Origin of the sequence: Rubritalea tangerina, from assembly GCF_042683245.1 — a bacterium.
Classification (GTDB): domain Bacteria; phylum Verrucomicrobiota; class Verrucomicrobiia; order Verrucomicrobiales; family Akkermansiaceae; genus Rubritalea; species Rubritalea tangerina.
Window position 1 is genome coordinate 22,044 of record NZ_JBHUJB010000038.1, and the last position, 24,028, is coordinate 46,071.

The following is a 24,028-nucleotide window of genomic DNA, read 5'->3' on the forward strand; positions in this document are numbered from 1 at the left end:
GCCTATTGTTTGACCCAGAGACTCATATGGATGTGGCCACGGCTTCCTTCATAATCCCAGAGCAGCTTGTTGATTTGGCAGTTGAAGTCCCACTTGCCGCCATTGATACAACGTTGCTCGGGGGCTTGGTTGTAGAAGGCGACTTTGGCGGCCTCGAAGCCACCATTTTCTTTGAGCAAGCGGGTGAGGGTGGCTTGGACGGGAGGGGTGAAGATTCTCAGGCGTTCCTGCCATGCGGCTTCTAACTGCTTTTGAGCCTTAGGGTTGAGCGATGCGTATGCTTGGCCGTCGCCTTGCGGCATGGGGCGGCTTGAGATGGCTCCTCGACCTTTGATGAGTAGCTTGGGGTCATTGGCATCTTTCCAGAGCTGCATGAGTGCTTCTTCATCTTTCTTCCAGAGCTCTGGTGGGTTGGAGCCGAGGAGAATGGGACCAAATTCTTTGGTATTTCCTTCGCGGAGGATGAGGTTGACGATGGTGAGGTGGTGTTCTGCGAGTCTGAATGCGAATTGTTTGTCTTTCGCTGGGTCACCGAAGCAAGCGATGTAGTATTTATTGAGGCCGACTTCGCCGTCTTGTTGGGCGACTTTGGTAGCCATTTCCCAGCCTTCCTCTGAGAGCACGAGCTTGATGGTTTTTTCGAATTCTACTTTCTGCTCGGGGGTGAGTTTTCCAATTTGCAGGCCGGCGCGTTTGCCTCCGGTGTATTGCATTTTCCATCGGCGTTTGTCATTGGCGGGCAAGAGGCATTGTTCGCGCTGCTCTTGGTCGAGAGACTTTATAAAGGTGGTTAGTTGTTGGGTGAATCGCGTCTCGAAGGCTTCCTCAGCTTTGAGTGAAAAGCTGGTGATGATGAGTAGTGCTAGGAGGTGAATGAATGGTTTCATATGAATGTTATATTCGTTGTTAGCTGAAGCTTGGGAAGAAGTACGCCCAGTGAAATGGATAGGTTTCAGGGATCTTCTGTCAACGAGAGACGCAGAAGTTCTGGTTTACTTTTTTTGTGAGGTCCGGATTCAGTTCTGGTTGGGGGCTATGGTTAGAGGGGCAAGTATTCCTGTGCGTTGTACCGTGTTGTTCTTCTGGTATGAACTATCAGCTTCATTATCCGTTTGTTGGTGGAGGAATGCTTCAAGCTAGTGTGGTGTCTGACTTGCCGATGATTTTGAGTTCGAGTTCGATCTGGTCATTGACGAGGTGGCCGGCGAGGCGTGAGAAGAATTTTCCTGAGCCATAGCGCATTCCCCAGTGGGTGCGGTCGATTGAGAAATGTGCTTGGAGGGCGGGTTGGCCATCAGGGCTTATGCCAGCGGAGGCGCTGAGGGTGACTGGATGGACTTGGCCGCGCATGACGAGGTCTCCTTCTAGTTTGAGGTTGAGGGCGCCGGAATTGAGGTCGGCCAGTGTCTCGGAGTCTGTTAGGCGAAAGCCACCGGCGGGGAAATGTTCGGTATCGAAGAAGTCATCGCTTTCGAGGTGGGCGATGAGGACGTCATGCCACTCGGAGCCTTGGAGGTCATCGCAAGTGATTTTGGTGAAGTCGACTTCGAGTTGGGCGTCGACGAGCGAGCCACTTTGGATTTCGATCTTTCCGGAGGTGATGGCGATGGATCCATGGTGTGAGTTGAGCAAGTTACGGCCGATCCATTTGAGGTGGGAGTTATCGAGGTCAACTTGATAGACGCCGTCGCTGAGTTTGGGAGGAGTGGGTGGTGAGCCGTCGCCGTTGACAATGGCGTGGCCGCTGTGAGCCCAGGCGTCGATGCCGCCATGGAGGTCGTAGACTCGTTCGTAGCCTAGGCGGACAAGTTTTGCGGCAGCTTCGGCGGATTCTAGGCTCCCTTCTTGAGATCCATAGACGCAGATGGGTGTGCGTGGGTTGGGGGCGATTTGTGCCATACGTTCGGCAAAGGCCATTTCGAAGACGGCATTGTTGAGGGATTTTGGGATATGCTGGTAGGCGAAGTCGTCGTCGAGGCGGACGTCGATGACTAGGAGTGAGTCGACCGAAGCCATCAGGGCATTGAGTTCATCTGGAGTGATTTTATTAGAGGGCATACAGCATGCTAACAGAAATCACGCGGTGGCCACAATCTTGTTTCTCAATGTGGCTTGAGAAAAGAGCCATTGGTGGTGGGGCTATTTTGAATTAGGGACGCAGCGCGTGCCAAGCTCGGGTGTCTGGGGACTCGAGGCAGGAGAGTGGGGCTTGTTCAAGTGAGAAGTCAGCGATGATTTTTTCGAGCAGGACGACTGAGGCCACTGCGTCGTAGAGGGCATCGTGCCAGGTTTTTTTGGGGACGAGTGCATTGACTTTTTCTTCGAGCTGGAGGCTGATGCAGAGGTCGCCGAGCGAGTGGCTGGGGAGTTCTGGCCAGGCGGCGCGTGTGAGTTGGAGGGTATCGATCCAGGGGCCGAATCCATGTCCAGGGAAGGCATTGAGGAAGCGTTTTTCGGTGCCATGGCCGTGGGCGACGACGGCGTGGTTTTTGAGGCGTTTTTTAATTTTGGGCCAGAGCATCATGAGTTTGGGGGCGTGGCGGAGGTCTTGGCGGGTGATGCCGTGGACTTTTTGGGCTGACCACGTGATGTCTTGTTCGGTGTGGATGTAGGAAATCCAGGTGTCCGTGATGCCGGTGTTTGGTGACCATGAGCAGGTACCGACTTGGACGGGGGCGTCGGTTTTTCCGGGGGCGGTGCCAGCGGATTCGAAGTCGATGGCGGTGAAGAGCGTTTCGTTGATGGTCATTTAGCGAGAAACCAGAGGAATAAGCTGAGAGGAATAGGGCTATGGACGTGAAGTGTGTCTTGCTTTTCGTCGGACACGAGGGCGAAGGCAAGCCCGAATTCCGTTGCATCGAGCTGGTTGACAGCAGCGGTGAGTGCTAGTTTGTTTTCGATGATGATGGGGTTGTCGGTCCATTTTTCTTTCATTGCCTGCTGGAAGAGGAGTCTGAAGCCGTGGACGGCACGTTTGGAGATGTAGAGTTTGCTGTGAGCGCGAGCGGGCATTGGCTGCCAGGTTTTCAGAAAATTGGGGTCATCGACAATTTCGTCATCGCGGTCGGCCATGCGTTCGAGTGTCTGAGTGCTGGAGGCGATGATGGTTTGGTCTGAGGTGTGGTTAAAGCGGATGACTGGAAGGTAGTTGGCCATAGCTTCTGCGAGGTAGGCGGGGAGTTGGTAGTTGCCTGCTGGATTTTTTTTGAAGGGAACGCCACGTGTCTTCACGTAGTGCTGGAGGAGTTTTTCAAGGGGGCGGCTCATACCATCGATTCGCAGGAGGCATTGTGGGCGGCCGATGGATTTGTTCCCGAGGTTTAGGGAGGTATCGTCTTCGAAGTCGATGGTTAGGTGGAGTCGGGGGTGCAGTTCTTTCAGGTGTTGGGCGAGGGTGAGCGAGCCGATGGGTTGGTCGAGCCAGGCACGGGCTTGATCTCTCTGGTTGAGTGCGGAGTGGTAGGCGAGGTAGAGGTCTTCGAAGTGGCTAAGGTCGAGTGAGAGCTGGAGGGCGATATCTGTGCTTGCGGGCGCATAAAATGGGAGCGCGTCAGTGGACGGGGTACCGAAGCATTGGAAGATGCCACGCTGGGGGCGTTTGAGTGTGAGGGTGCTTTGATAGGCGCCATTGACTAGCTGAGTGGTTTGGCTGGCATGGGTGATGGTATTTAGGCCAAGGGCTTGGGTGGCTTTTTGTGTTTGTTCGGGGGTGGCGCCATTGGTGAGGAATGCATTGTTGATTTTTTGCTGATAGGGAGCCAGGTCGATGGAGCTAGGTATGGCTTGGTTTTGGCAAGTTGCGACGCTAGTGATGGCGAGGGATAGAGCTATGATCTGACTGCGCATGGTATTTGTCTATTATCGGCAATTGTTTGCCTGTGTCAGTTGAATTGTGAGAAAGCGTGCGAATAGCAGTGAGAAGCGACATTTCTCACTTGCATGTTAGCGGAGCTGGAGCATTCTCACGGCGTGAATCAACTGCCTGTCAAACCTGGTCTCGACGAGTTTCGTACGCTTTCTGAGCGTGGAAATGTCGTTCCTGTGTATGCTCAGCTTGCTGCCGACTTTGAGACGCCTGTCTCTGCTTATCTGAAGATTGCGGAGGAAAGAGGTGCGTTTTTGTTGGAGAGTGCTGAGAGTACTGACGCTGGTGGTCGCTACTCATTTGTAGGAAGTGCCCCACGCGCCGTGTTCAAAGCATATGGAAAAGAGATCGAGTGGCAAGTTGGTAACGAGACACAATTTATCACTGCGGAGCGCGATGTTTTAGCGGAGTTGGAAAAGTTAATGGCTCCTTATAAGCCGGTGAGTCACGGCGATGCGCCTCCCTTCTACGGGGGGATGGTTGGCTACCTCGGGTACGATGCTGTGCAGCAATTCGAGCCAACGATCACTGAGGTGCCGGAGGACAACCTCGGTTTGCCTGATGCTGTGTTTATGTTGGCTGAGACGATGCTGGTCTTTGATCACAAGTTGCGTCGTCTTTTGGTGGTTTCCAATGCCTTGTTAGATGATTTTGAATCAGCTGATGCTGCCTATACGGATGCGGTAGGTAAGATTGGGGCGATGATTGAGAAGCTTGATGAGGCGGTGCATGTGGCGCCACTCAATGGCTTGGTGGAATATGCAGAGCCGGAGGGGCGCAGCAACACGACGCAGGCTGAGTATGAGGAGATGGTGGTGAAGGCGAAGGAATACATTGCCGCGGGTGATGCCTTTCAGGTGGTGCCTAGCCAAAGGTTCGAGGCTGACTACGATGGGTCTGCGGTGAATTTGTACCGAGCTTTACGTCATGTGAACCCTTCGCCGTACATGTTTATTTTGCAGCTGGATGGTTTTGCACTCGTCGGGAGTTCGCCTGAGGTGCATGTGCGTTCGATTGCTGGGCGTATTGACATCCGTCCGATTGCTGGCACTCGCTGGAGGGGGAAGACTCAAGAAGAAGATGATGCGCTTGCTGCGGATTTGTTATCTGACAAGAAGGAATGCGCTGAGCATTTGATGTTAGTGGATTTAGCGCGCAATGATGTGGGGCGTATCGCGAAGCACGGGAGTGTGTCTGTAGATGATTTCATGATTGTTGAGCGCTACAGCCACGTGATGCATATTGTTTCGAATGTGCATGGTGATTTGGCTGAAGGCTTCAGTGCTTACGATGTGCTGCGTTCTACTTTCCCGGCAGGGACCGTGAGTGGTGCGCCTAAGATTCGGGCTATGCAGATCATCAATAGTTTGGAGAAGAATAAGCGAGGCACGTACTCTGGGGCTGTTGGTTATTTCGGATGGGATGGTAGTCACGACGGATGTATCACGCTGCGGACCTGTCTTGTGAAAGATGAGAAGGTGTATGTTCAGGCTGGTGCAGGTGTGGTTGCGGACAGCAATCCAACCTACGAGTATAACGAGACATGCAACAAAGCCATGGGGATGTTACGCGCGGTAGAGTTAGCAAAAACCATCGCAAGCAGCGATAAAGTACAAGGATAAGAGATCATGTTGTTAGTCATCGATAACTACGATTCCTTCACATACAATCTCGTGCAATATTTTGGCGAGCTTGGTCAGGAGATGAAGGTGGTGCGCAATGATAAGTACAGTCTTGAGGAGATTGAAGCGCTTGCGCCGAGTCACATTTGTATCTCACCTGGGCCATGCACGCCGACTGAGGCGGGTATTAGCTTGGAGGTGATTGAGAGGTTTGCTGGGAAGATACCGATCTTTGGTGTCTGTCTTGGCCACCAATCGATCGGGCAGGTGTTTGGTGGTGAGGTAGTGCGCGCGGATGCCTTGATGCACGGCAAGACATCACCGGTTTTTCACACTGGCAAGAGTGTGTTCAAGGGTCTACCGAGTCCCTTTACGGCAACTCGTTACCATTCCTTGGTGGTGAAGCGCGAGAGCTTACCGGATTGTTTGGAGGTGACGGCAGAGACTGAGGATGGTGTGATCATGGGGCTCAAGCACAAGGAGCTTGAAGTGCATGGTGTGCAATTTCACCCAGAGTCGATCCTCACCGAGCACGGTAAGCAAATGCTACAAAACTTCCTCGATATCTAGTGAGCCAGCGATGGTATGCTGACCACGGCTTAAAATGGCATTGCCACGCATGGTTGAATCAAGATTCCTCATCGTGGCAATTGTGAGATTGAACGTGGGAAGTTAATTATCGCATCAGAAACTATGAGCCTAACGGAATCAGACATCAAAGCGGCTTTGCCTGACTCGGGACTTCGAGAAGGGGCTGAGTGGCTTTTTTCTCCGCGACCTTTTGTGTTGAGCAAGAAGGAAGCGAGAAAGGTGGCGTCGCTTGGGCATGTGTTGGCCAATTTTCAGCGCGCTAGTGATGTGATTTATCAACGATCCGCTATGGGGCGCGTGCCGCGCTGGATCTCTGAGGTGCTTGATGCTGGGAAGCCGCAATGGATAGTAGAGCAACAGCGTGATGCTTCGTTACGCGACGTGCAGCCTAGGGTGATTCGCCCAGACTTGATTCTCACAGAAGATGGATTTGCTCTGACTGAGCTGGACAGTGTGCCGGGGGGGATGGGGATCACTACGTGGCTGAGCCAGCTTTATGCTGATGCTGGCTATGAAGTTTTTGGTGGCCGCGATGGTGTGTTAGATGGTTTCAAATCGCTGATGCCTGAGGGTGGTAGGATATTGCATTCGGAGGAAAGTGCTGACTATCGACCTGAGATGGAATGGTTGGCTCGTCAGTTAGGTGATGGGTATCGTGTGGAGTCAGCGGAGTCAGCGCAGGCGACGGAGGATGCGAGTTATCGCTTTTTTGAGTGGTTTGATTGGGAGAATATCCCGGCGGCGAAAGCGTTGGCGCAGCAGGGGCATTTGACTTCTCCCTGCAAGCCACACTTGGAAGAAAAGCTTTGGTTGGCCTTATTATGGACGCCAGCATTGCGTGGTTTATGGCAAGAGTCGATGCGAGCGAAGCACCTTGAGCGTGTGCGTGAAGTCGTGCCATTCGGGTGGATGATGGACCCTCAGGAATTGCCGCCGCATGCGGCCTTGCCGAGGCTGGGGGTGCATTCGTGGAAAGAGGTCGGGCAAATGAGCCAGAAAGAACGACGCTTGGTCGTGAAGGTGAGTGGCTTTAGTGAGTTGGCCTGGGGTTCTAAGAGTGTGAAGATCGGTCACGATATGCCGCGCCAGGAGTGGGCTGAGGCGATAGAGGATGCGACCTACGCTTTTGATCATCAACCGTGGGTCATGCAAGAATATCACGCAGGCCGCGTGGTGGAGCATCCGTATTTTGACCCCGATACCGGTGAGGAAAAGCTCATGTTAGGGCGAGTGCGACTTTGCCCATACTACTTCACGAATGATGCTGGTGAAACTCAGCTGGGTGGTACGCTTGCGACCATTGTCCCCGCTGATAAGAAGAAGATCCACGGGATGAAGGATGGGATCCTTGTTCCCTGTGTGGTTGAGGAATAGGAGGGTCTGTGGGAGAGGGCCGCCGCCTGAAGCAAGCTTCAGCGATCCGCGCCTGCTGAGAGTGAGAAGTTTCTCTCTGGCGGAGGGAGAGGTTTTGGTTTGGAGTTTCCTGTGGGAGAGGGCTGCCGCCTGAAGCAAGCTTCAGCGATCCGCGAAAGCGCAAGCAAGCTTGCGCACTCCGAGAGACTTGCGTCCTGTGGTAAGGTGTTAGATTATGTCTAACAATCAATTTTGGCCACATGCGCCACCACATTATACACGCGATTCAGGGATTTATATGGTCACTGCGGGGACGATGGGGAAAGAGCATTTCTTCAAGAGCTGGAAGCAGTTAGCCTATTTGCAGGATGTCTTGCTTGAGCTCGCTCAAAAATATGAATGGCAACTACAGGCTTGGGCTGTATTTCCTAATCATTACCATTTCATTGCTCTGTCTCCAGATGAGCCTCAGTTGCGCAGATTCATCCAGCATCTGCATAGTGTCAGTGCGCGTTTTGTGAACCAGATTGATGGGAGTCCGGGACGTAGAGTGTGGTTTAACTATTGGGACTCACTGATTACCTACGAGACATCTCACTACGCAAGATTGAAGTATGTGAATGAAAATGCGGTGCATCATGGATTAGTAAGGAAAGCGAGTCTCTATCCATGGTGTTCAGCGCGTTGGTTTGAACGTGTCGCAGACACTAGCTATTATCATACAGTGAATAGTTTTAAGACTGATACGCTTCGGGTTCGAGACGACTTTTGAATCAAAGAGCACGCTAGGTGAGGGGATTGTGGAGTGCATAAGCTTGCTTGTGCTCTGGGGGCGAGAGAAGCTTGCTTCTCGGGGGAGTTTTAGGGAGAGGCTTTTTGGGGTGGGAGAGGGCTGCCGTCTGAAGCAAGCTTCAGCGATCCGCGAAAGCTGAGAGTGAGAAGTTTTTCTCTGGGGGAGTGAGGAGTTTTTGGTTTGAAGTTTCCTGTGGGAGAGGGCTGCCGCCTGAAGCAAGCTTCAGCGATCCGCAAAAGCTGAGAGTGAGAAGTGTTTCTCGGGTGGAGGGAGGAGTTTTTGGTTTGAAGTTTCCTGTGGGAGAGGGCTGCCGCCTGAAGCAAGCTTCAGCGATCCGCAAAAGCTGGGAGTGAGAAGTGTTTCTCGGGTGGAGGGAGGATTTTTTGGTTTGGAGTTTCCTGTGGGAGTGGCTGCCGTCTGAAGCAAGCTTCAGCGATCCGCGAAAGCTGAGAGTGAGAAGTTTTTCTCTAGGGGAGTGAGGAGTTTTTGGTTTGAAGTTTCCTGTGGGAGAGGGCTGCCGTCTGAAGCAAGCTTCAGCGATCCGCAAAAGCTGAGAGTGAGAAGTGTTTCTCGGGTGGAGGGAGGATTTTTTGGTTTGGATTTTCCTGTGGGAGTGGCTGCCGCCTGAAGCAAGCTTCAGCGATCCGCAAAAGCGCAAGCAAGCTTGCGCACTCCAAAAAAAAGCCCGCCCTCTGGTGGGAGGGCGGGAGAAAATACGTGTCCTTATTCGACGTGGTCTTTAGCGACGGCGACGGAGAAGGAAACCTACTGTACCAAGACCGAGTAGAGTGATGCTGGATGGTTCTGGCACTGCTGTGAAGGTGAGAGCTGCCTTGAAGTCTTCAGCTTTGCCTATGCTACCGGGACCAACAATATTTTCATCGAAATATGCTACGTCATAACTGAATCCATCGGCAGGAAGTTGAAGGGCACTAGTGCCAAAGGAAGCTGTGTCGATCACTGTAGAAGTAAAAACTCCGTAATCATCTCCTACAGCGGTACCGTTTTCGAACCAGTAAAGGCCAAGGATTGTTCCCTCATCAAAATTACCTCCATTATAGGTGATATTAGCTTCTTCATGGAGGTAACCCCCAGCAAAGCCTGTGGCAGTTGAATCAATAGTAAAAAGAGAGAGAAGTAGGTCACCACCGTAAAATGCGCCTTCAGTTAAAGTCTGGTTTACAAGCGCGTTGTTGCCAGGAAGGAAGCCGTCTTCGCTGGTGTCGGCAAAAATGGCAACTGTTCTACCGTTGGCTAAAGCTATGCCATCAGAATCAGAAAGAACGCCTCCTTGAAAAGTAAGTGTGACCGATGCTGCAAGCTTACTCGTTGTTACTGCTGCAGCTAAGAGGCTTGCAGCTAATGTGTTTTTTGATTTAATCATATCGTTAGAGACTTAGTATGTTGGAGTATTGTTCCAAAAAATGGTGGCGCCATCATTAGTTTGGTACTTACGAATAATGATGCCTTGGCTTGCTTTTATAATAGCTTCATCTGCGTTACCGGTGACGTTTCCATTGTCGACCCAATTTGTACCATTGTGGAAGTAGATCTTGGATGGAGCCTTGCGTTGAGCTTGTACACCGTTGTCGAATACTAACAACTGGTCTCTACGTTGAAAGGATAGGTTTCCAGTACTAGGTGTGAAAGAGCCACTTTCAAAAAGATTAAGCTCGTTTAGCTTCACATCGATAGGTCTGGGTATGGAAACGTAGTTGTCTTGAGGACCATCTGTTCTTGTTGAGAGTGGAATACTAGTTTTAGCGTGGGTATCTACGGTGCCAGTAGCCGTATATGTTGTAGCAGATTGCACAAGTGAGCTATGTCGGATGATGAAATATGTGTCAGGCCATAGAATAACGTTTGAAGAATCTTCAGATGTGTTTGAGTTGTTAGTCCAACCTGTGCTTTTTAAGAAATAAGTTGCAGCAGGAGCATGTTGGATGCCGTCTGAAGTGTTGTCCGGAAGGAGAATTGATGACTTGCGCTGAAAGGCAAGATTGCCTGTGGATTCTTCGATCGTATCATTACCCACTGGGAAGAGAGAGCCGAGAGTCCAGAATTTGTAGATTTTGAATGTGTCTCCACTGGTGATGTCAGTAGAGGCGTCGCCATTGAGTTCAATTTTTACTGAGTCTGCGCCGTTGTTGGTGATTTGGTAGACGTTACCTTCGAGAGTTCCACTAGTGAAACGGACGTAATATAGGGTTGCGTATTGGTCAGTGGTGAGACCGGAAACTCCTGACATGGTGAATTCCGCTTTTGTGCCATCGGCTGTAGCGGAACCCGAAACTGATGAAGAGATGCTATCGGTTGAGTTCAGGAATGGAACTGAAACGATGGTATCAGAGTTCGCGAGGCAGGTGACAGTGGTGTACCCGACTGGGTCGGTGGTAGCGGATTGAGCGTTTACGGCAGAGAGAGAGCCGAAGATGGTGAGGGCGGAGAGCCCGGCAATTTGGATCTTTTTCATGGTGTATTTTCTTAGGTTAAGGGGAATGGCTGAGGAGAGATGGTGGATCTCAAATTTTGGATACAGGAAGCTAGCGTTTAGGGGGTGGTGGCTTCAAGAGAATAGTCAGACTTTTTTGTTAAGATTGGGTTAAGATAGAAGGTGTTTTGGCTGTAGCGGCACTGGTTGGGCCTGAGGGGGAAGCGAGGGGAGGAGGCTGAGTGCGCTGGTGGTACTAAGTATGTCTTTATAGTATGTCATTAGTCTACTTAGTGTTACCATTTAATTTTTTAAAATCACTGTGCATAAGCGAAATAATGGATGGCAAATTGGGTTGAAGGGGGGGCTGGAGTAGATGGGCTTAGTTTTGTGGATGAGTGTGCAAAAAAAAACGACGTGTCCGAGGTGGACACGTCGTTTGGAAATTGAATGGACTCAGTGTGAGCGGGCTTAGATGAGGCCTGCTTTTTTGAGTGTTGCGTATGCGCCGTTCTTGTTGATGGTCTTGATCGCTTTCGCCGTAAGTTTTACGCGAATGTAGCGGTCGAGTTCTGGAACGAAGATACGCTTAGTTTGAAGGTTTGGAGACACGGTGCGCTTGACGGTCTTCGTTACGTGACGACCGATACCGCCTTTTTTCTTTGCGAGACCGGAGCGGTGGATCTTGCGACCTACGCGAACCTTGGAACCGCGGATGCTACATACTTTTGCCATAATCTTGAAATTTGTTGTGGGCGCGGAGATAACCACCGCTTGTGCTTTGGGTCAAGGAATTTATTGTTTAAATAGAGCAAAGTGTTTGTTTTTAGATTCTTCGGGTGCATTTGGCCTCGCGTGATGTCAACTGGGTGTTGAGCCATCTTCTATGCCTGAAGTCTTTCAGACTTCGTGTTGATTTTTTGCAAGTTCCCAGAGTTGGCTTTGCCACTCTGGGCTTGGAGCCGAAACCTCGTTGAGGTTTTCAAGTGCTTGGGTCTTGAATGTTTCTTTAGGAGTTCCTCTGGCCTTATTGATCAGGAAAATTACCTTTCGCAATGATGTCGATTACTTCTCTGTCAGCAGACTAGCTTTATTGGCTAGGAAGGTGGCCTTCTGCAATGATGTTCATCACTTAGCTGATACGTCAGTAATGTGATGTCAGCTAGGTCTAGAAGAGTTCGTCTTGGTTTTTACTGATGGGGGCGCCGATTTTGGCGTAGGCGGCGGGGAGAGCGACGCGGCCGCGAGGGGTGCGCTTGACGAAACCTTGCATGATAAGGAAGGGTTCGTGGACTTCTTCGAGGGTGGAGGCGTCTTCACCGACGGCGACGGCAATGGAGCTAAGGCCTACGGGGCCTCCGCTGAATTTGTAGATCATGGCTTCGAGGATGCGGACGTCCATTTCATCGAGCCCATCGTTATCGATCTCGATCATGGCGAGGGCATTGTGGGCGGTTTCGGCATCGATGGTGCCATCACTGCGGACTTGGGCGAAGTCGCGGACCCAGCGCAGGAGGTTGTTGGCGATACGTGGGGTGCCACGGGAGCGCGAGGCAATTTCGGCGGCACCATCGGGTTTGATGGGAATTTTAAGCAGGCCGGCGGAGCGGGTGATGATGACGGCGAGTTCGTCGTGCGAGTAGTAATCGAGTCGATTGACGAGGCCGAAGCGTGAGCGGAGTGGGGAGGTGAGCATACCGGCGCGGGTGGTGGCACCGACGAGGGTAAATTTGGGGAGGTTGAGTTGGATCGATCGGGCGGAGGGGCCGGAGTCGATGATGATATCGAGGCGGAAGTCTTCCATGGCTGGGTAGAGGTATTCCTCGACAGCGGGGTGGAGGCGGTGGATTTCATCGATGAAGAGGATATCCCCTTTTTGGACGTTGGTGAGGACGCCAGCGAGGTCGCCAGCTTTTTCGATTTGGGGGCCGGAGGTGGTGTGGAGTTGGGTGCCTGCGGCGCCGGCGATGATATTGGCGAGGGTGGTTTTACCGAGTCCTGGAGGGCCAGAGAGCAGGACGTGTTCGAGGACATCGTCGCGTTGAGTGGCGGCTTCGACCATGAGGGTGAGGCGGTCTTTGATTTTTTCTTGTCCGTGGAATGCCTCAAAGTCGGGTGGACGAAGCGAATTTTCGTACGCTGTGTCGGGAGCTTTGTTGGTTTGGTCGAAGTAGGAATCGGACATGGGTGAAAGTCAGAAGGAAAAAGGTGAAAGGTGAAAGGAAAAAGGTGAGAGGAGAAAGGTGGAAGTTTTCAGAAATCAGAAATCAGAAATCAGAAATGAATGGGTGGGGTCATTCGGCTTTTACTTTAGTGATTTTGTTGTTGGTGACGCTGAGGTTGAGACGGCCGGGACGGATGTGCTTGGGTCATGCTATGGATTGCCTCGGTGGGTGGGCGTTTGGAAAGTCGTTGAGGAAGGGGCGCTCTAGGAGTCCATTTGCGAAAGGATAGCGCAATGGGGTGTGGTGGAAGGTGGCGGAAATGTTTTTTGCTATTTCAGGATCGGTGGTTAGAGTGTGGGGGTGAAGCCACTTGAGTATCCAGAGGAGGTGAAGGGGATATTGTCCTTTGATTTTGACGGGACATTGTTTTTACCTGAGAACGAGGTGTCGTTGGAGCCTATTTTTTATGAGACGATTGCGGGACTGAGGGACGAGGGGTGGTTGTGGGCAATCAACACTGGGAGGTCGCTGCTTTATATGTTAGAAGGATTCCAGCAGGGGGGATTTCCCTTTGCGCCGGATTTTTTGGTGGCACGCGAGCGAGAGATATACACGGCTGGAGATCAATTTGGCAGGTGGCATCGGGTCGAGGAATGGCATGCTCATTATATGAGGGATATGGCGCATTTTATGGAGGAATCAGCGGAGTTCATAGAGATGATGAAGCGCTACATTGAGGATGAGACGGCTGCGCAGTGGATTGAGGAGGAGGGAGATCCCGCGGGGATTATAGCAAGTTCGGAGGATGAGATGCTCGGCATAGCGGCGTTTGTGGAACAGGAGCGTCAATCCTATGGTTTAGTGGGGGTGCTGAGGAATTCCATTTACATGCGCTTCACGCATAAAGATTACCACAAGGGGAGTTCTTTACAGGAACTCGCCCGTAGGGTGGGAGTGCCCGTGGAGCAGGTTTTTGCGATTGGCGACGGGCACAATGACATCGACAAGTTACATCCGGAGGTCGCGGGGATGATAGCGTGTGTGAGTAATTCTCAGGAGGAGGTGAAGGAATACGTGCGAGGTCACGGTGGCTATGTGGCTGAGGGCCACGGTAGCTTAGGGAGTGTGGAAGCTCTCCGCCATTACCTGGGCTGTGAGGACAAATTGCTTCACCGCCCGTTATAGATAGGGTGATATGGAGTCAGTTGCCTTGCGGCAAAGGGATTTGGGAGGCTGAGGCATCTTTTGTATCTGGCTTCGTTGTCATTCAGTTGTCCCGCGCGTGCGGGAGACCTTCACTCCGCCTTGATATTCTGCATGCTCATTCCGACCATTCGTCCATTCCGTCTCGCTCAATGGTATCAGACACGGCTTGATTTGGTGTAGTCTATCCACCAGCCACTGGGGGGATATAGACGATGGAGTCTCCTTCATTGAGGGGGGTGGCCCAGTCAGCGAAGTCGTCATTGATGGCTAGCATGAGTTGTTTTTGCTTATGGGGGAAGTGGTAGCGTGCCTTAAGGTCTTCGTAGAGCCCGGAAGCGGTAACGCATTCGGTTGTGATGGACTCGGAATCACATTGGGCGAGTTCACGCAGTTGGGCGAAGTATTGGATCTGGACCGATTTTTTGGAGCGGGTTTGGGTGAGGTGGCTGCGCACTTCTAGAGCATCGGCGGGGCTATTGGCATTATCTAGCGCATGTGGGTTTGGGAGTGTGAGTGTGTGGGTGTCTAGTGACTCAAGCACGGACCTAGGGCAGAAGGTGTTAGCTTTGAGGGCTGCCTCGATGTGGGGGCGGGAGCTCGGTTCGTAGATGGAGCAAAGCGGTTCGATGCGCTGGTCGATTCGGCTCAGGTAGCCGGTAGCGTGATGGGTTTGGTTGGAGTGTTCGACGAGGTTTTGGAGGGTTTCAGAGTCAAGCAATGGAAGGTCGCAGGCGAGGACGAGCCAGCGGGCACCAGGGTGTGCGGCTTGGGCTGCATGGATGGCTGCGAGTGGACCATCGGCCGGGTCGGCGATATAGGGGACACCAAAGTCTTGGTCTTCGGGGTGGCTGAGAAAGGTAGACTGGCAGACGGCGCTCAAGAGGCTATGGAGGCGCAACCACTCAGGGGTGTCATCGCGATAGATGAGTTGGGCTTTATTTTGGCCCATGCGGGATGATTTGCCGCCGACGAGGAGGAGTCCGTAGAGTGGTGTTGCCATACTGGGGGTGTTTTTGGCGCATCTCGGTGGTTGAGGCAACTCTGGATCACAAGAAAAAGCCCCGAGTATGACACTGCGGGGCTTTGATCGTTGAGGGTAGTGTTGAGGCTTAGCGCTTGGTGCCACACTGGCACTGACCGGAAGAACATTTACCACAGCATTTTTCGGTGCCGCAGCTTTTTGATTTTCCAGAGCAACCAGAGGTGGAAGCACAACTTGCTAGAGCTAAAGCTCCAGCACCTGCGATGATGAGACAGAGTGTTTTCATAATCTTGGGTATTTTTGCATAGATTCGGAATTTTTCCAGAAATTTGTATGTTAGGGGGACATGGGTGACTTTTTTCAAAGGTATGCTCTATGGGGGCGCCATTTGAGCTCATGACGGGCACAAACTTGTTAGGAAGCTCTATCTAATGCCCTTTACGTGGGCTAGGTATAGGCAAAGCTGGGACTCAGGATGTTTATGGGTGTGTTTTGTTATTTTCATCACGCCACTGGCTGGGGCTGAGAGTGGTTTCTCGTTTAAAGAAAACGTAGAATTTATTGGGCTCGTTGAAGCCGCAAGCTGAGGCAACTTCGGTGATGTTCATCGAGCTAGATGCGAGGAGGTTTTTTGCTGACTCGAGTCGGCTGCGTCGCAAGTCCTCGGCAGGAGTGCAACCAAAGGAAGCTTTATAGAGATTGTAGAAAGTCATTCGGCTCATAGGTATTTGCGCGAGCACATCTTTGATGGTGATACCGTCTGAGGCATGGTTTAGAATGAACTCTCTCGCGAGTGTTAGAGTGCGGTCGGGGGCTTGTGTTATGGTTGATTCTCGCTCAATGATGGGGGGGACGGGGATACTGATGTGTATGGGTTCTTTTGGGGGGTATTTCTCCAAAATGAGTTGGTGTAGCAAGCGCATGCCTTCGTATCCAATGGTCTGAGCTGGAAGTTTGAATGAAGAAATCGATGGGGTAGAGAGGCGGGAAATTTGGCTGTTGCCTGTGCCTATGACAGCAATATCTTGCGGTACAGACAGACCGGATATTCGCGCGCATTCACATACTAAGGCGGCGAGCTCGTCATTCGGGCACCAGACGCCTGCAGGCTTGGGAAGTTTTTTTAAGAATGCGATGAGCTCAGTTTCTAGGTGCGCTTCAAAGATACGCGAGGGCGCGTATCCGGGATCGACTTCACATTGTGAAAAGATGTGGGAGTTGAGACCTAATGTTGGAACATCTAGTCGGAACCCATCGCATAGGGGTTTCCAGGCTGGATGCTTCTGGAGATCTGGGCAGACAAAGGCGACGTCTTGGCGACCGAGTTTTTTTAGGTATTCGGCGGCTTTGAGGTAGATGGGTTCTGGGCGAATCATCGGGATGTCTGAGTCCTGAATGTCTCCGCTAGAATTCACTACGGGGAGTCCATTTTTCCAGAGTGTTTCTATCCATTGCTGATCCTTGACATTGGCAAATGCAAATAGGCCGTCAAAATGCGTGCCTTTCGAGGAGATGGGAGACTGTCCGTGTTCATGGATGGGGAGGGCAATCACACGCATATTGGTTTGCTCCCTAGCATATGCCTGTGCCCCTTTGAGTAATTCAGAGGCATACTCCATCCAGAATGGTGCTGTGACGGCGATCGTGTAGGTAGTCTTCATTCAAAAGAGTTAGGCAATGAGGATGGAGGTCTGTGGATGGATATCAATGGAATATAGCAGGAGTACGAGGGTAGCCCTCGAACATTTCATGATGCGGTTGCGATTGTGGGGGGCGGAGATGTTATACGATAATTAGAATGATTACTAGGCGCGATGGGTAGTGACGGTTGGGGGGGCTTGGTATATGAGTTTGGGTCTAGCAGCACTAGATTTCTCGCTCTCTTAGAGTATGGGCTCTATGGTGGAAGCCATTCCCTAAGATCAATGGCTGGATCATTCCATCATTGTAGCGGGAGGAGGAATCGCTTGCTCAGACATTTCAAGGAACATTTACTTATGAGTATACTCAAACAATCACAGAGAGTCATTGGGGCAATGTTAGTGGGCGGGGTCATGGTGGAGGCTAAGCCAGGTGATTCCGCTCCTTCTTCTCATTTATTTTTCAATTATTCTGAGCCCGCACTGGGTGATATTCAGATTAGTGAGGTGAGAGTTCCGGCTGATGGTCTGGCGCATTCCACGTATTATGAGACATTGGGTTTTTTGGGCAATAAGGGGAATGGCACGGGTAATGGCTATGGTGGTATCCAAGAGAGCTTGGATTCGCGAGGTAATCGAGTGCACATCTTTTCGATTTGGCATAAGGTCGATGACCCTAAGGATACAGCGAATTTCCCCTATGTTGTGCATTTGGGGCACGGTATGCAGTCCGAGCATTTTGGTGGCGAAGGTGTGGGGCTGAAGACGTGGAAGCTGACCAGCGACAAGACTGACCCTCTGTATTGGAAAACAGGTGTCTGGTACACCCACCTTGTTAGGTGCTGGCCCGTGGGCGAAGAGACGCACTACGGCTTCTTTGTGCGCGATGGGATGACTGGTATTTGGCGGCACCTTTCCACGGTGGGTGTCAAAGAGAAGAATATTCGCCTTCAAGGGGGCAATGATGCCTTTATTGAAGATTGGGGGAGCAATGGAGGGACGACGCGCAGGATGCACCTGCGCAGTAACTGGAGGCGTACGACTAGTGGAAAGTGGCTCGGCGCTGGGACGGCAAAGTTTTCAGTCAATAGTTGGGATCTCAAAAAAGGGGGGAGATCGTTTTTACATCAAGATAAGTGGAATGCAGGTGTGAAGCGTGACGCGACGGGTGCGTATTATTTTATGGAAATTGGGGGAGAGGCTCGCAGCCAGAAGCCCCTCGCCTATCCAGAGAAGACGAGTGCTCTCTTTTCGGTGAACGTGGTAGATCAAAGTCCACGCTATGAGGCAGGTAAACTAAAGGGCATGCAGCTGCAGCAGGATGCAGGGAAGCTCAAAGTGAAGTGGAGTGTGGAGGAAAAAGGATTACCTCAATTTGGTTATTCGCTGGATTTGTTAGGACCCAATTTAAATGTGCTTGAGAGTATTTCAAAACTGGATCCCCACGTGCGTGAGCATACTTTTGATCTTAGAAAGTTGGATAGAGGAAAGGACTATCAGGTGCGTCTATCGATGCGTGATGTATTTGATCAGAAGTCTGAGCCAAAGGAACTGACTTTCAGGAAACAGAAGAGTGATGAGTAGGCATCACTAATGTTTTTAGATCTTTGCTCTGAATGCGATTGATTAGAGTTTTTTTCTGAGACTGCTGGGTGCCATGTTCCAACGTTTTCTGAAGAGGGCGTTGAAGTGGGAGAGGTTTGAGAAGCCGGAGGCGTAGGCGATTTCAGTGATGGATTGGTTGGTGGTGGTGAGGAGTCGTCTGGCTGTTTCTAGTCGGATAGATTGGATGAAATTGGTGTAGCTGAGGCCGAGAGCTTTTTGGAATTGGCGTGAGAAGGTAGCGCGGGACATGGAGACGTGGTCGAGCACGTGGGAGAGTGATAGGTCTTCTCTGGTGGCATTTTCTACAATGAATTGGATGGCATTTTTGATTTGTGGGCTCTTGGATTGGTTCGCGGCTTGAGGGAGGTAAGAGGAGAGAGCGGTGGCGCGAGCTTTACTGAGTCTGTGAAGGATCTGGAGGAAATGCGTGAGTCGTAGAATGGGGTCGAGGTGGATGCATTCTTCAATCAATGGGAGGATGTCTTGCTGGCAATTTTTAGAGAAGAGCAAGCCGCGTTCGGCTTGTTTTAGCAGGTTAGTCAGGTCGCTGCTTTCGTGAAGTCCGGCGAGTGGGGAGCTGGGGGTGAATGAGAACTGGATGCAATATCCAGAAGAATGATCCACATCCCAGTGGTGTGGCAGGTTCGAGCCAAGCAGGACAAGTTCTGGAGACTCGAAGGCGCTGATGTCATCGCCGATGTAATGGATGCCTTCACCTTGAGTGAAGAAGGTGAGTTCAATTTCTGGGTGGTAGTGCCAGACATTGCCTAAACCAGAGAGTGGGGTTGACTCACCGTGGCCACTGTGCAAGTGGATGTTCTCCAAGCTCTCTTCCCACGAAAAGAGGCGGAAAGATTGGTTGGGGTCAGATGGGATGCGTTCCTTTTGCATGTGTGTTGACTGTACGGTGCTCTATTCTGAGTCTTATACCAAATTGCACTTCAAAAGAGATAGAATGATGCATTTTTTGTGGCTTGATGTATTGCGCGACTCGAAAGCAAATGAGGCTCGGGCTCTTTGCTTATAAATCACCGTTTCTCTTCAGTGGTCCCGCGTGTGCGAGACTTCTTTGTCGCGCCTTTATTTCTGAACCCATTGGACCGTTATTTGATCCTTTTGGGTCAAGCTGTGTTGTTACCTCCTGTGAGGGTGAGACTAGAGTATTAGTTTTGTGCACAATGAGAGGTAGTTGGGTGCGGGGACGTAGGGTACTGTTATGGGGATGAGAGCCAGGCAATAGTGGCGTCAAAGTGTATGAGAAATTATCTGAAATTCGTGGGGTTGATAGCACTGTGCATGGTTCATGCGCAGGAGGTGAAGGGGCAGTATGGGGCATTGGCATTGAGAGAGCCGGTTGCAGAGTTGCCACATTTTCAGACAGATTTAGGGAGGCGTGGTCATCGATTTGCTGATGCCACGATCAATCAGTATCGCATCTACGATTTTTATGCGCGTCAGGCGCGTCACCATCTGAGTCAGGCGACGATCCCTGACTTGTTATTGCCCTATCCAGGTTTGGAAGGGGGCAGGAGAGGGCACTGGGGTGTGACGAATGAGAAGACATCGGCAGCGTATCTGGGGAGAGTGGAGGAGCCGGTCTATCACAGGCTGGTGAATCGAGGAAAAGGAGGGGATCAATATATCGTATCAGGAGAGGAAGGAAAGCAGGCAGTTTGTTTCTTGAGAGGTGGCGCTCCTGTGGTTGAGAAAGTTGTGTTAGACGCAGAACTCAGGGCTCCAGTACATGCCTTTGCGCATGTGGTGGATAGGTTTGGCTTTGGAATGACCCTCAATGGGAAGGACTATTTTATCCACTCTGGAGCGGAATGGTATGGGGGTGAGGGGGGGGCAATGACGGTGACTAAGCAAGGTTACTACTTGCACCAAGATGCGGTGGTTTTTAGTCGTTCAGTGGGCGGCGTAGCTATGTTGGATAGTCCCCGCGTCAGCAGAGTGGGTGGGAAGCCTATCTATAGTAGGCATTTTGAGTGGATGGAGGATGGAGGTGCGAAGCGTTATAAGTTAGCGAAGGCGGCAGTGCGTCTGCAGAATCCGAAAGTGAAGGTGACACGGACAGGCAATGCATGGTGGTGTGTGGTTCGTGGAGAGAAGCAAAGGGTGGTGTATCAGGTGCAGTATTCTGGGGATCCAGGGACAGTGAAAGTAAGGGAAGAAGGTGGAGATTATTGGGTAGATTTTTCTGCCTTAAAGAAGGGTGATCAGGTTCAAGTAGCGAGTTGGGCGAGTGCGCTTGAGGTGGAAGAAACGACGTTTCCGGAAATTGCATTGGAGAAGCTTTCTGCGTGTTTAGCAGGTGGGGAGAGGTATTTTAAGGATGAGGTCAAAGTCGCTGGGGTATTGAATGCTGATCCTGCAGCGAGTGGGACGGCTTATGAGATCGATGATATTCCTGTGCCTGTGGAGAACCCCTACGGGACACCCATGACTTTGTGTGGGGTTGCGTTTGATAGTAAAGGTGTGGCCTATGTCTCGAGTTTAGTTGGGGATGTGTGGCGGGTTCGAGGCTTAGATGGGGATTTGAAAGAGGTGGTGTGGCAGCGTTTTGCGAGTGGGTTGAACACGCCATTGGGGATGGAAATGGTCGATGATGTCTTGCATGTGGTGACGAAGACGCAAGTGTTACAAGTGTCCGATCTAAACGGGGATGGTGAAGCTGACAGGGTGAAGCCCTTTACGGGTGTTAGACTGCCGAGTGACCACGCACATGACCTGCAGACTGATGCCGGTGGAAACTTTTATTTTAGCAACGTGAATGGGACCCACCGCCTGAGCCGGGATGGGAAGAAATTAGATGTGGTGGGGCACAGGGCTAGGAATCCATTTGGTTTGGGTGTGCGAGCTGACGGCTTAGTTTTGAGTGATTCATCTGAGGGTGACAGAGGGAATGGGACATGTACGATTTTTGAGTCTCAGCATCCGGAGAATGCTGGGTCGGTTGCGAAGCTGCGTAGGATTCTCTATTTGCCGCGTGGCGTGGACAACTCGCCGGGGAGTCGTTTGTTTATGGATAGTGGGAGCTTTGGTCCTTTGGGGAAATCGATTGTTGGGGTGAGCTATGGCTCTGGGAGGATGTATCAGGTGATGCGCAATAAGAATAATGGCAGCCCTCAGGCTGCACTGCAGATGTTGCCGGGAGAGTTTTCAAGTGGCTCTGCGCGATTGTCGACGAGTCCTAAAGATGGTCAGTTGTATGTGGTGGGGTTTGATGCGTGGGGGGATTTTGCTGTGAAGGAAGGTTGTTTGCATCGGGTCCGCTACACTGGGAAGAAGTATTTGGGGCCATCTGGGTGGGAGGCATACAGCAATGGGATCTCTGTGAAGTTTGAGCAGGCGCTGGATCCAGAGAGTGTCACTCACATTTTTGTCCAGCAGTGGAACTATATCGACTCCGCTCATAGTTATGGATCTGCTGAGTATTCGGTGAAGCACCCTGAGCAGATCGGGCATGATTATTTGGAAGTGGCATCGGTCTATCTATCTGATGACGGGAAAGAGTTGTTCATCAATGTTCCGGCTATTTTGCCGGCGATGTGTACGCAGGTATTTGGAGATTTGCGTTCGATTTCAGGGGATGCGGTTTCGCTCAATTTATTTGCTACTTTGAATCAATTACCGAAGGTGGCGATGAAGGGGGTAATGGCTCAGGAGGGCAAGGCCTATGATCTCAAAGTGCCCTTCAAACAGAAGAATGGGAATACCTATGCGACATTGATGGAATTCTTTGATGCGCGTGCCGGGAGGGATTCATTCAAGCGACCAGTCGGGCCGAGTGTTCGTTATCGTGAGGAGGATCTGAATTATGATTGGGTGCATCAGAACATCATTATGGGCCAGGGGTGTATTGCTTGCCACAATGCGAGTTCTAAATACGACTTCTCGAGTTACGAGTCGTTGCTTCGGGTCATCGATACAGAAAGTCCAAGCAAGAGCCATATCTTAGGCATGGTGAATACAGGAAGTATGCCACCCTATCCAATGCCAACGGTGGATTCGAAGATGCAAAGAGCGCTCGAGTTATGGATTCAAAAAGGAGCTCCCAAAAATTAATCAAAACAATGAGAATGAAAACTATTTTAGCTGTAATGATGGCAGTGACTTGCGCGCATGCAGCCCCCTTAGAAGAGGGGTTTGAAGCGATTTTTAATGGCAAGGATTTAACGGGATGGAGTGTTAAGAATGGTAGGGCTGAGTATCGAGTTGAGGATGGCGCCATTGTTGGGACGACAGTGAAAGGGTCACCGAACACGTTTTTAAGTACGGATAAGCATTATGCCAACTTTGATTTACGGTTTGATGTTATGTTAGATGACGATGCCCTCAATTCTGGTTGTCAGATTCGCAGTAACAGCTCTCAAGATTACAGGAGGGGGCAAGTGCATGGTTATCAAGTAGAGATAGAATCGCTGAATGGTACGGCTGGGTTTATTTATGATGAAGGTCGTCGTGGGTGGTTGTCGAAAGATCGCAGTGGTGAGGAGAAGCGTCAGGCATACAAGAAGGGTGAGTGGAATGCTTATCGTGTTGTGTGTGTTGGGGACACGCTGAAGACTTGGGTGAATGGGGTGCTCGTTGCAGATTTAGAGGATGGAATGACGCGTTCGGGGTTTATCGGCTTACAAGTGCATTCGGTTCCTGGTGATCCCAAGTGGCAGGTGCGCTGGAAGAATATTCGCATCAAGGAATTTCCTAACGAGAGGCAAACCATGCAGCTCTCAGATTTTAGTACTGAGGGGAACTGGAAGGAACAAGGTGATGTCATCAGTCTGGTTCCACGTTCCGGCGAGTCAGGGTGGAAGCGGTATGGATCCTACCTCTGGGCGAAGAAACAGTATGGTGATTTTGTGTGTCGATTCGAGTATAAGCACGGGAAGCGAGGGAATAGTGGTTTTTATTTCAGAGCTGCTGATGCGGACGATCCGGTGGAGACTGGGATTGAAATCCAGATTTTGGATTCTTATGGGAAGAAGGGAGCGCTGTCTCATCACGACAATGGCGGAGTTATCTTCACGCGCGGTGCTGCCAAAAACATGTCAAGGAAGCCGGGTGAATGGAATCAAGTGAAGGTGCGCTGTGAGGGGCATCATCTCAAGGTCTGGCTTAATGGCGAGAAGGTGCAGGATATGTATCTGGATAAAACAGGTTTGAAGGATCGGCCAATGTCAGGGTACTTGGGTTTCCAGGATCATGGAGATCCGTTGGAGTTAAGAAGGATTAGTATCGAGAGCCTGTAGGGAAGAGGCTGAGATTTTTCATGGATTAAGCTTTAAAAAAACAAAGGGGGCTAAGCCCAAGAGTTTGAGAGTAGGAGAAAACCTTGGGTCTAGTCGTGGATATTCAGATCTCAACGCTAGAGCTTGAAGCATACCGAGCTAAATCATTTTCAAGCGTGAAGTCCTTCAGACTTCTAGTTTGATTTCTGCAAGTACCCAGAGTTGGTCCTACCACTCTGGGCTTGGTGCAGAAACCTCGTAGAGGTTTTTTAACAGTCTGTGAGTCACTCGGCATAGAGTGACTCTTTTTTGTTGTACGCAAATTGGGATTGGCTGCGCCTCTGCATGGTATGCGAGCGAGTGCGCAATGGATTGATGCGTGCTTCTCGCATTGCTCGCATGACCTGCAGTCGAACTGCGTTCTCGTCCCAGTCGACTGGACACAAAAAAGCCGCCTTATTTCTAAGGCGGCTTTTATTGTAAAAAGTACGCAGACTGGGATTGGCTCCGCCTCTGCATGATGTGCGAGCGTTGCTCGCAAAGG

The 24,028-nt window shown here is 51.1% G+C and carries 21 protein-coding genes; 8 read left to right on the forward strand and 13 right to left on the reverse strand.

Features of this window, described 5'->3' with window-relative positions; all coding sequences use genetic code 11:
* Positions 1-2: 2 nt before the first annotated feature.
* From ACFSW8_RS09720 to ACFSW8_RS09735, 4 genes are all read right to left on the reverse strand, one after another.
* A complete protein-coding gene (locus ACFSW8_RS09720; RefSeq protein WP_377089732.1) occupies positions 3-887 on the reverse strand; it encodes a DUF3500 domain-containing protein in 885 nt (294 codons plus the stop codon).
* A gap of 244 nt (positions 888-1,131) precedes the next feature.
* Entirely contained in the window at positions 1,132-2,058 is a 927-nt protein-coding gene (locus ACFSW8_RS09725) for a YceI family protein (RefSeq protein WP_377089735.1), read from the reverse strand.
* A 91-nt stretch (positions 2,059-2,149) separates the two neighbouring features.
* Positions 2,150-2,749, reverse strand: coding sequence for a 3'-5' exonuclease (locus ACFSW8_RS09730; RefSeq protein WP_377089736.1), 600 nt, complete (start codon positions 2,747-2,749; stop codon positions 2,150-2,152).
* Positions 2,746-3,846 (reverse strand): hypothetical protein, encoded by a 1,101-nt coding sequence (locus ACFSW8_RS09735; RefSeq protein WP_377089737.1) that lies wholly within the window; start codon positions 3,844-3,846, stop codon positions 2,746-2,748. The genes ACFSW8_RS09730 and ACFSW8_RS09735 overlap by 4 nt, the downstream gene beginning before the upstream one ends.
* Positions 3,847-3,969: 123 nt before the next feature.
* On the opposite strand from ACFSW8_RS09735, the gene trpE reads away from it, so the two are divergent.
* The 4 genes from trpE to ACFSW8_RS09755 all read left to right on the forward strand — a co-directional run bounded on the left by trpE (position 3,970) and on the right by ACFSW8_RS09755 (position 8,203).
* Entirely contained in the window at positions 3,970-5,487 is a 1,518-nt protein-coding gene (gene trpE / locus ACFSW8_RS09740) for an anthranilate synthase component I (RefSeq protein ID WP_377178095.1), read from the forward strand.
* A gap of 6 nt (positions 5,488-5,493) precedes the next feature.
* Positions 5,494-6,057, forward strand: a complete 564-nt coding sequence (locus ACFSW8_RS09745) for an anthranilate synthase component II (RefSeq protein WP_377089740.1) — start codon at positions 5,494-5,496, stop codon at positions 6,055-6,057.
* 123 nt (positions 6,058-6,180) lie between these two features.
* A complete protein-coding gene (locus ACFSW8_RS09750) occupies positions 6,181-7,452 on the forward strand; it encodes a hypothetical protein (protein WP_377089741.1) in 1,272 nt (423 codons plus the stop codon).
* Between the two features lie 214 nt (positions 7,453-7,666).
* The gene (locus tag ACFSW8_RS09755; protein ID WP_377089742.1) at positions 7,667-8,203 is read left to right on the forward strand and encodes a transposase; all 537 of its coding nucleotides are present in this window, start codon (positions 7,667-7,669) and stop codon (positions 8,201-8,203) included.
* 760 nt (positions 8,204-8,963) lie between these two features.
* On the opposite strand, the gene ACFSW8_RS09760 is transcribed toward ACFSW8_RS09755, so the two are convergent.
* The 4 genes from ACFSW8_RS09760 to ruvB all read right to left on the reverse strand — a co-directional run bounded on the left by ACFSW8_RS09760 (position 8,964) and on the right by ruvB (position 12,840).
* Positions 8,964-9,608, reverse strand: coding sequence for a PEP-CTERM sorting domain-containing protein (locus ACFSW8_RS09760; protein ID WP_377178097.1), 645 nt, complete (start codon positions 9,606-9,608; stop codon positions 8,964-8,966).
* Positions 9,609-9,620: 12 nt separating this feature from the next.
* Positions 9,621-10,697, reverse strand: a complete 1,077-nt coding sequence (locus ACFSW8_RS09765) for a TIGR02597 family protein (RefSeq protein ID WP_377089749.1) — start codon at positions 10,695-10,697, stop codon at positions 9,621-9,623.
* A gap of 429 nt (positions 10,698-11,126) precedes the next feature.
* Complete coding sequence (gene rpmB / locus ACFSW8_RS09770; RefSeq protein ID WP_377089752.1) at positions 11,127-11,390, reverse strand: 50S ribosomal protein L28; 264 nt, start codon at positions 11,388-11,390, stop codon at positions 11,127-11,129.
* Positions 11,391-11,823: 433 nt separating this feature from the next.
* Entirely contained in the window at positions 11,824-12,840 is a 1,017-nt protein-coding gene (gene ruvB / locus ACFSW8_RS09775) for a Holliday junction branch migration DNA helicase RuvB (RefSeq protein ID WP_377089757.1), read from the reverse strand.
* 334 nt (positions 12,841-13,174) lie between these two features.
* Here ruvB and ACFSW8_RS09780 point away from each other — a divergent pair, with 334 nt between their 5' ends.
* Positions 13,175-14,005 carry an HAD family hydrolase gene (locus ACFSW8_RS09780; RefSeq protein WP_377089759.1) on the forward strand — a complete coding sequence of 277 codons (831 nt, stop codon included), beginning with the start codon at positions 13,175-13,177 and terminating at the stop codon, positions 14,003-14,005.
* 202 nt (positions 14,006-14,207) lie between these two features.
* Here the strand turns inward: ACFSW8_RS09780 and ACFSW8_RS09785 are convergent, their stop codons facing one another.
* From ACFSW8_RS09785 to ACFSW8_RS09795, 3 genes are all read right to left on the reverse strand, one after another.
* Positions 14,208-15,026, reverse strand: a complete 819-nt coding sequence (locus ACFSW8_RS09785) for an NTP transferase domain-containing protein (protein WP_377178099.1) — start codon at positions 15,024-15,026, stop codon at positions 14,208-14,210.
* Between the two features lie 109 nt (positions 15,027-15,135).
* Entirely contained in the window at positions 15,136-15,294 is a 159-nt protein-coding gene (locus ACFSW8_RS09790; RefSeq protein WP_377089762.1) for a hypothetical protein, read from the reverse strand.
* Positions 15,295-15,487: 193 nt separating this feature from the next.
* Positions 15,488-16,669 carry a substrate-binding domain-containing protein gene (locus ACFSW8_RS09795; RefSeq protein ID WP_377089763.1) on the reverse strand — a complete coding sequence of 394 codons (1,182 nt, stop codon included), beginning with the start codon at positions 16,667-16,669 and terminating at the stop codon, positions 15,488-15,490.
* A gap of 336 nt (positions 16,670-17,005) precedes the next feature.
* Here ACFSW8_RS09795 and ACFSW8_RS09800 point away from each other — a divergent pair, with 336 nt between their 5' ends.
* On the forward strand, positions 17,006-18,232 hold the full coding sequence (locus ACFSW8_RS09800; RefSeq protein ID WP_377178101.1) for a DUF3472 domain-containing protein: 1,227 nt from the start codon (positions 17,006-17,008) through the stop codon (positions 18,230-18,232).
* 42 nt (positions 18,233-18,274) lie between these two features.
* Here ACFSW8_RS09800 and ACFSW8_RS09805 read toward each other — a convergent pair whose 3' ends face one another.
* Entirely contained in the window at positions 18,275-19,144 is an 870-nt protein-coding gene (locus ACFSW8_RS09805) for a helix-turn-helix domain-containing protein (protein WP_377089765.1), read from the reverse strand.
* 405 nt (positions 19,145-19,549) lie between these two features.
* Here ACFSW8_RS09805 and ACFSW8_RS09810 point away from each other — a divergent pair, with 405 nt between their 5' ends.
* Positions 19,550-22,321 (forward strand): hypothetical protein, encoded by a 2,772-nt coding sequence (locus ACFSW8_RS09810; RefSeq protein ID WP_377178103.1) that lies wholly within the window; start codon positions 19,550-19,552, stop codon positions 22,319-22,321.
* Between the two features lie 14 nt (positions 22,322-22,335).
* On the forward strand, positions 22,336-23,505 hold the full coding sequence (locus ACFSW8_RS09815; protein ID WP_377089769.1) for a 3-keto-disaccharide hydrolase: 1,170 nt from the start codon (positions 22,336-22,338) through the stop codon (positions 23,503-23,505).
* 263 nt (positions 23,506-23,768) lie between these two features.
* Here ACFSW8_RS09815 and ACFSW8_RS09820 read toward each other — a convergent pair.
* A partial coding sequence (locus ACFSW8_RS09820) for a hypothetical protein (RefSeq protein WP_377178105.1) occupies positions 23,769-24,028 on the reverse strand: 260 nt, incomplete at its 5' end.

Coding starts and splice junctions, on each gene's coding strand:
- ACFSW8_RS09720 (WP_377089732.1), bottom strand. CDS start 887: ATGAAACCATTCATTCACCTCCTAGCACTACTCATCATCACCAGCTTT.
- ACFSW8_RS09725 (WP_377089735.1), bottom strand. CDS start 2,058: ATGCCCTCTAATAAAATCACTCCAGATGAACTCAATGCCCTGATGGCT.
- ACFSW8_RS09730 (WP_377089736.1), bottom strand. CDS start 2,749: ATGACCATCAACGAAACGCTCTTCACCGCCATCGACTTCGAATCCGCT.
- ACFSW8_RS09735 (WP_377089737.1), bottom strand. CDS start 3,846: ATGCGCAGTCAGATCATAGCTCTATCCCTCGCCATCACTAGCGTCGCA.
- ACFSW8_RS09745 (WP_377089740.1), top strand. CDS start 5,494: ATGTTGTTAGTCATCGATAACTACGATTCCTTCACATACAATCTCGTG.
- ACFSW8_RS09750 (WP_377089741.1), top strand. CDS start 6,181: ATGAGCCTAACGGAATCAGACATCAAAGCGGCTTTGCCTGACTCGGGA.
- ACFSW8_RS09755 (WP_377089742.1), top strand. CDS start 7,667: ATGTCTAACAATCAATTTTGGCCACATGCGCCACCACATTATACACGC.
- ACFSW8_RS09760 (WP_377178097.1), bottom strand. CDS start 9,608: ATGATTAAATCAAAAAACACATTAGCTGCAAGCCTCTTAGCTGCAGCA.
- ACFSW8_RS09765 (WP_377089749.1), bottom strand. CDS start 10,697: ATGAAAAAGATCCAAATTGCCGGGCTCTCCGCCCTCACCATCTTCGGC.
- rpmB (WP_377089752.1), bottom strand. CDS start 11,390: ATGGCAAAAGTATGTAGCATCCGCGGTTCCAAGGTTCGCGTAGGTCGC.
- ruvB (WP_377089757.1), bottom strand. CDS start 12,840: ATGTCCGATTCCTACTTCGACCAAACCAACAAAGCTCCCGACACAGCG.
- ACFSW8_RS09785 (WP_377178099.1), bottom strand. CDS start 15,026: ATGGCAACACCACTCTACGGACTCCTCCTCGTCGGCGGCAAATCATCC.
- ACFSW8_RS09790 (WP_377089762.1), bottom strand. CDS start 15,294: ATGAAAACACTCTGTCTCATCATCGCAGGTGCTGGAGCTTTAGCTCTA.
- ACFSW8_RS09795 (WP_377089763.1), bottom strand. CDS start 16,669: ATGAAGACTACCTACACGATCGCCGTCACAGCACCATTCTGGATGGAG.
- ACFSW8_RS09800 (WP_377178101.1), top strand. CDS start 17,006: ATGAGTATACTCAAACAATCACAGAGAGTCATTGGGGCAATGTTAGTG.
- ACFSW8_RS09805 (WP_377089765.1), bottom strand. CDS start 19,144: ATGCAAAAGGAACGCATCCCATCTGACCCCAACCAATCTTTCCGCCTC.
- ACFSW8_RS09810 (WP_377178103.1), top strand. CDS start 19,550: ATGGTTCATGCGCAGGAGGTGAAGGGGCAGTATGGGGCATTGGCATTG.
- ACFSW8_RS09815 (WP_377089769.1), top strand. CDS start 22,336: ATGAAAACTATTTTAGCTGTAATGATGGCAGTGACTTGCGCGCATGCA.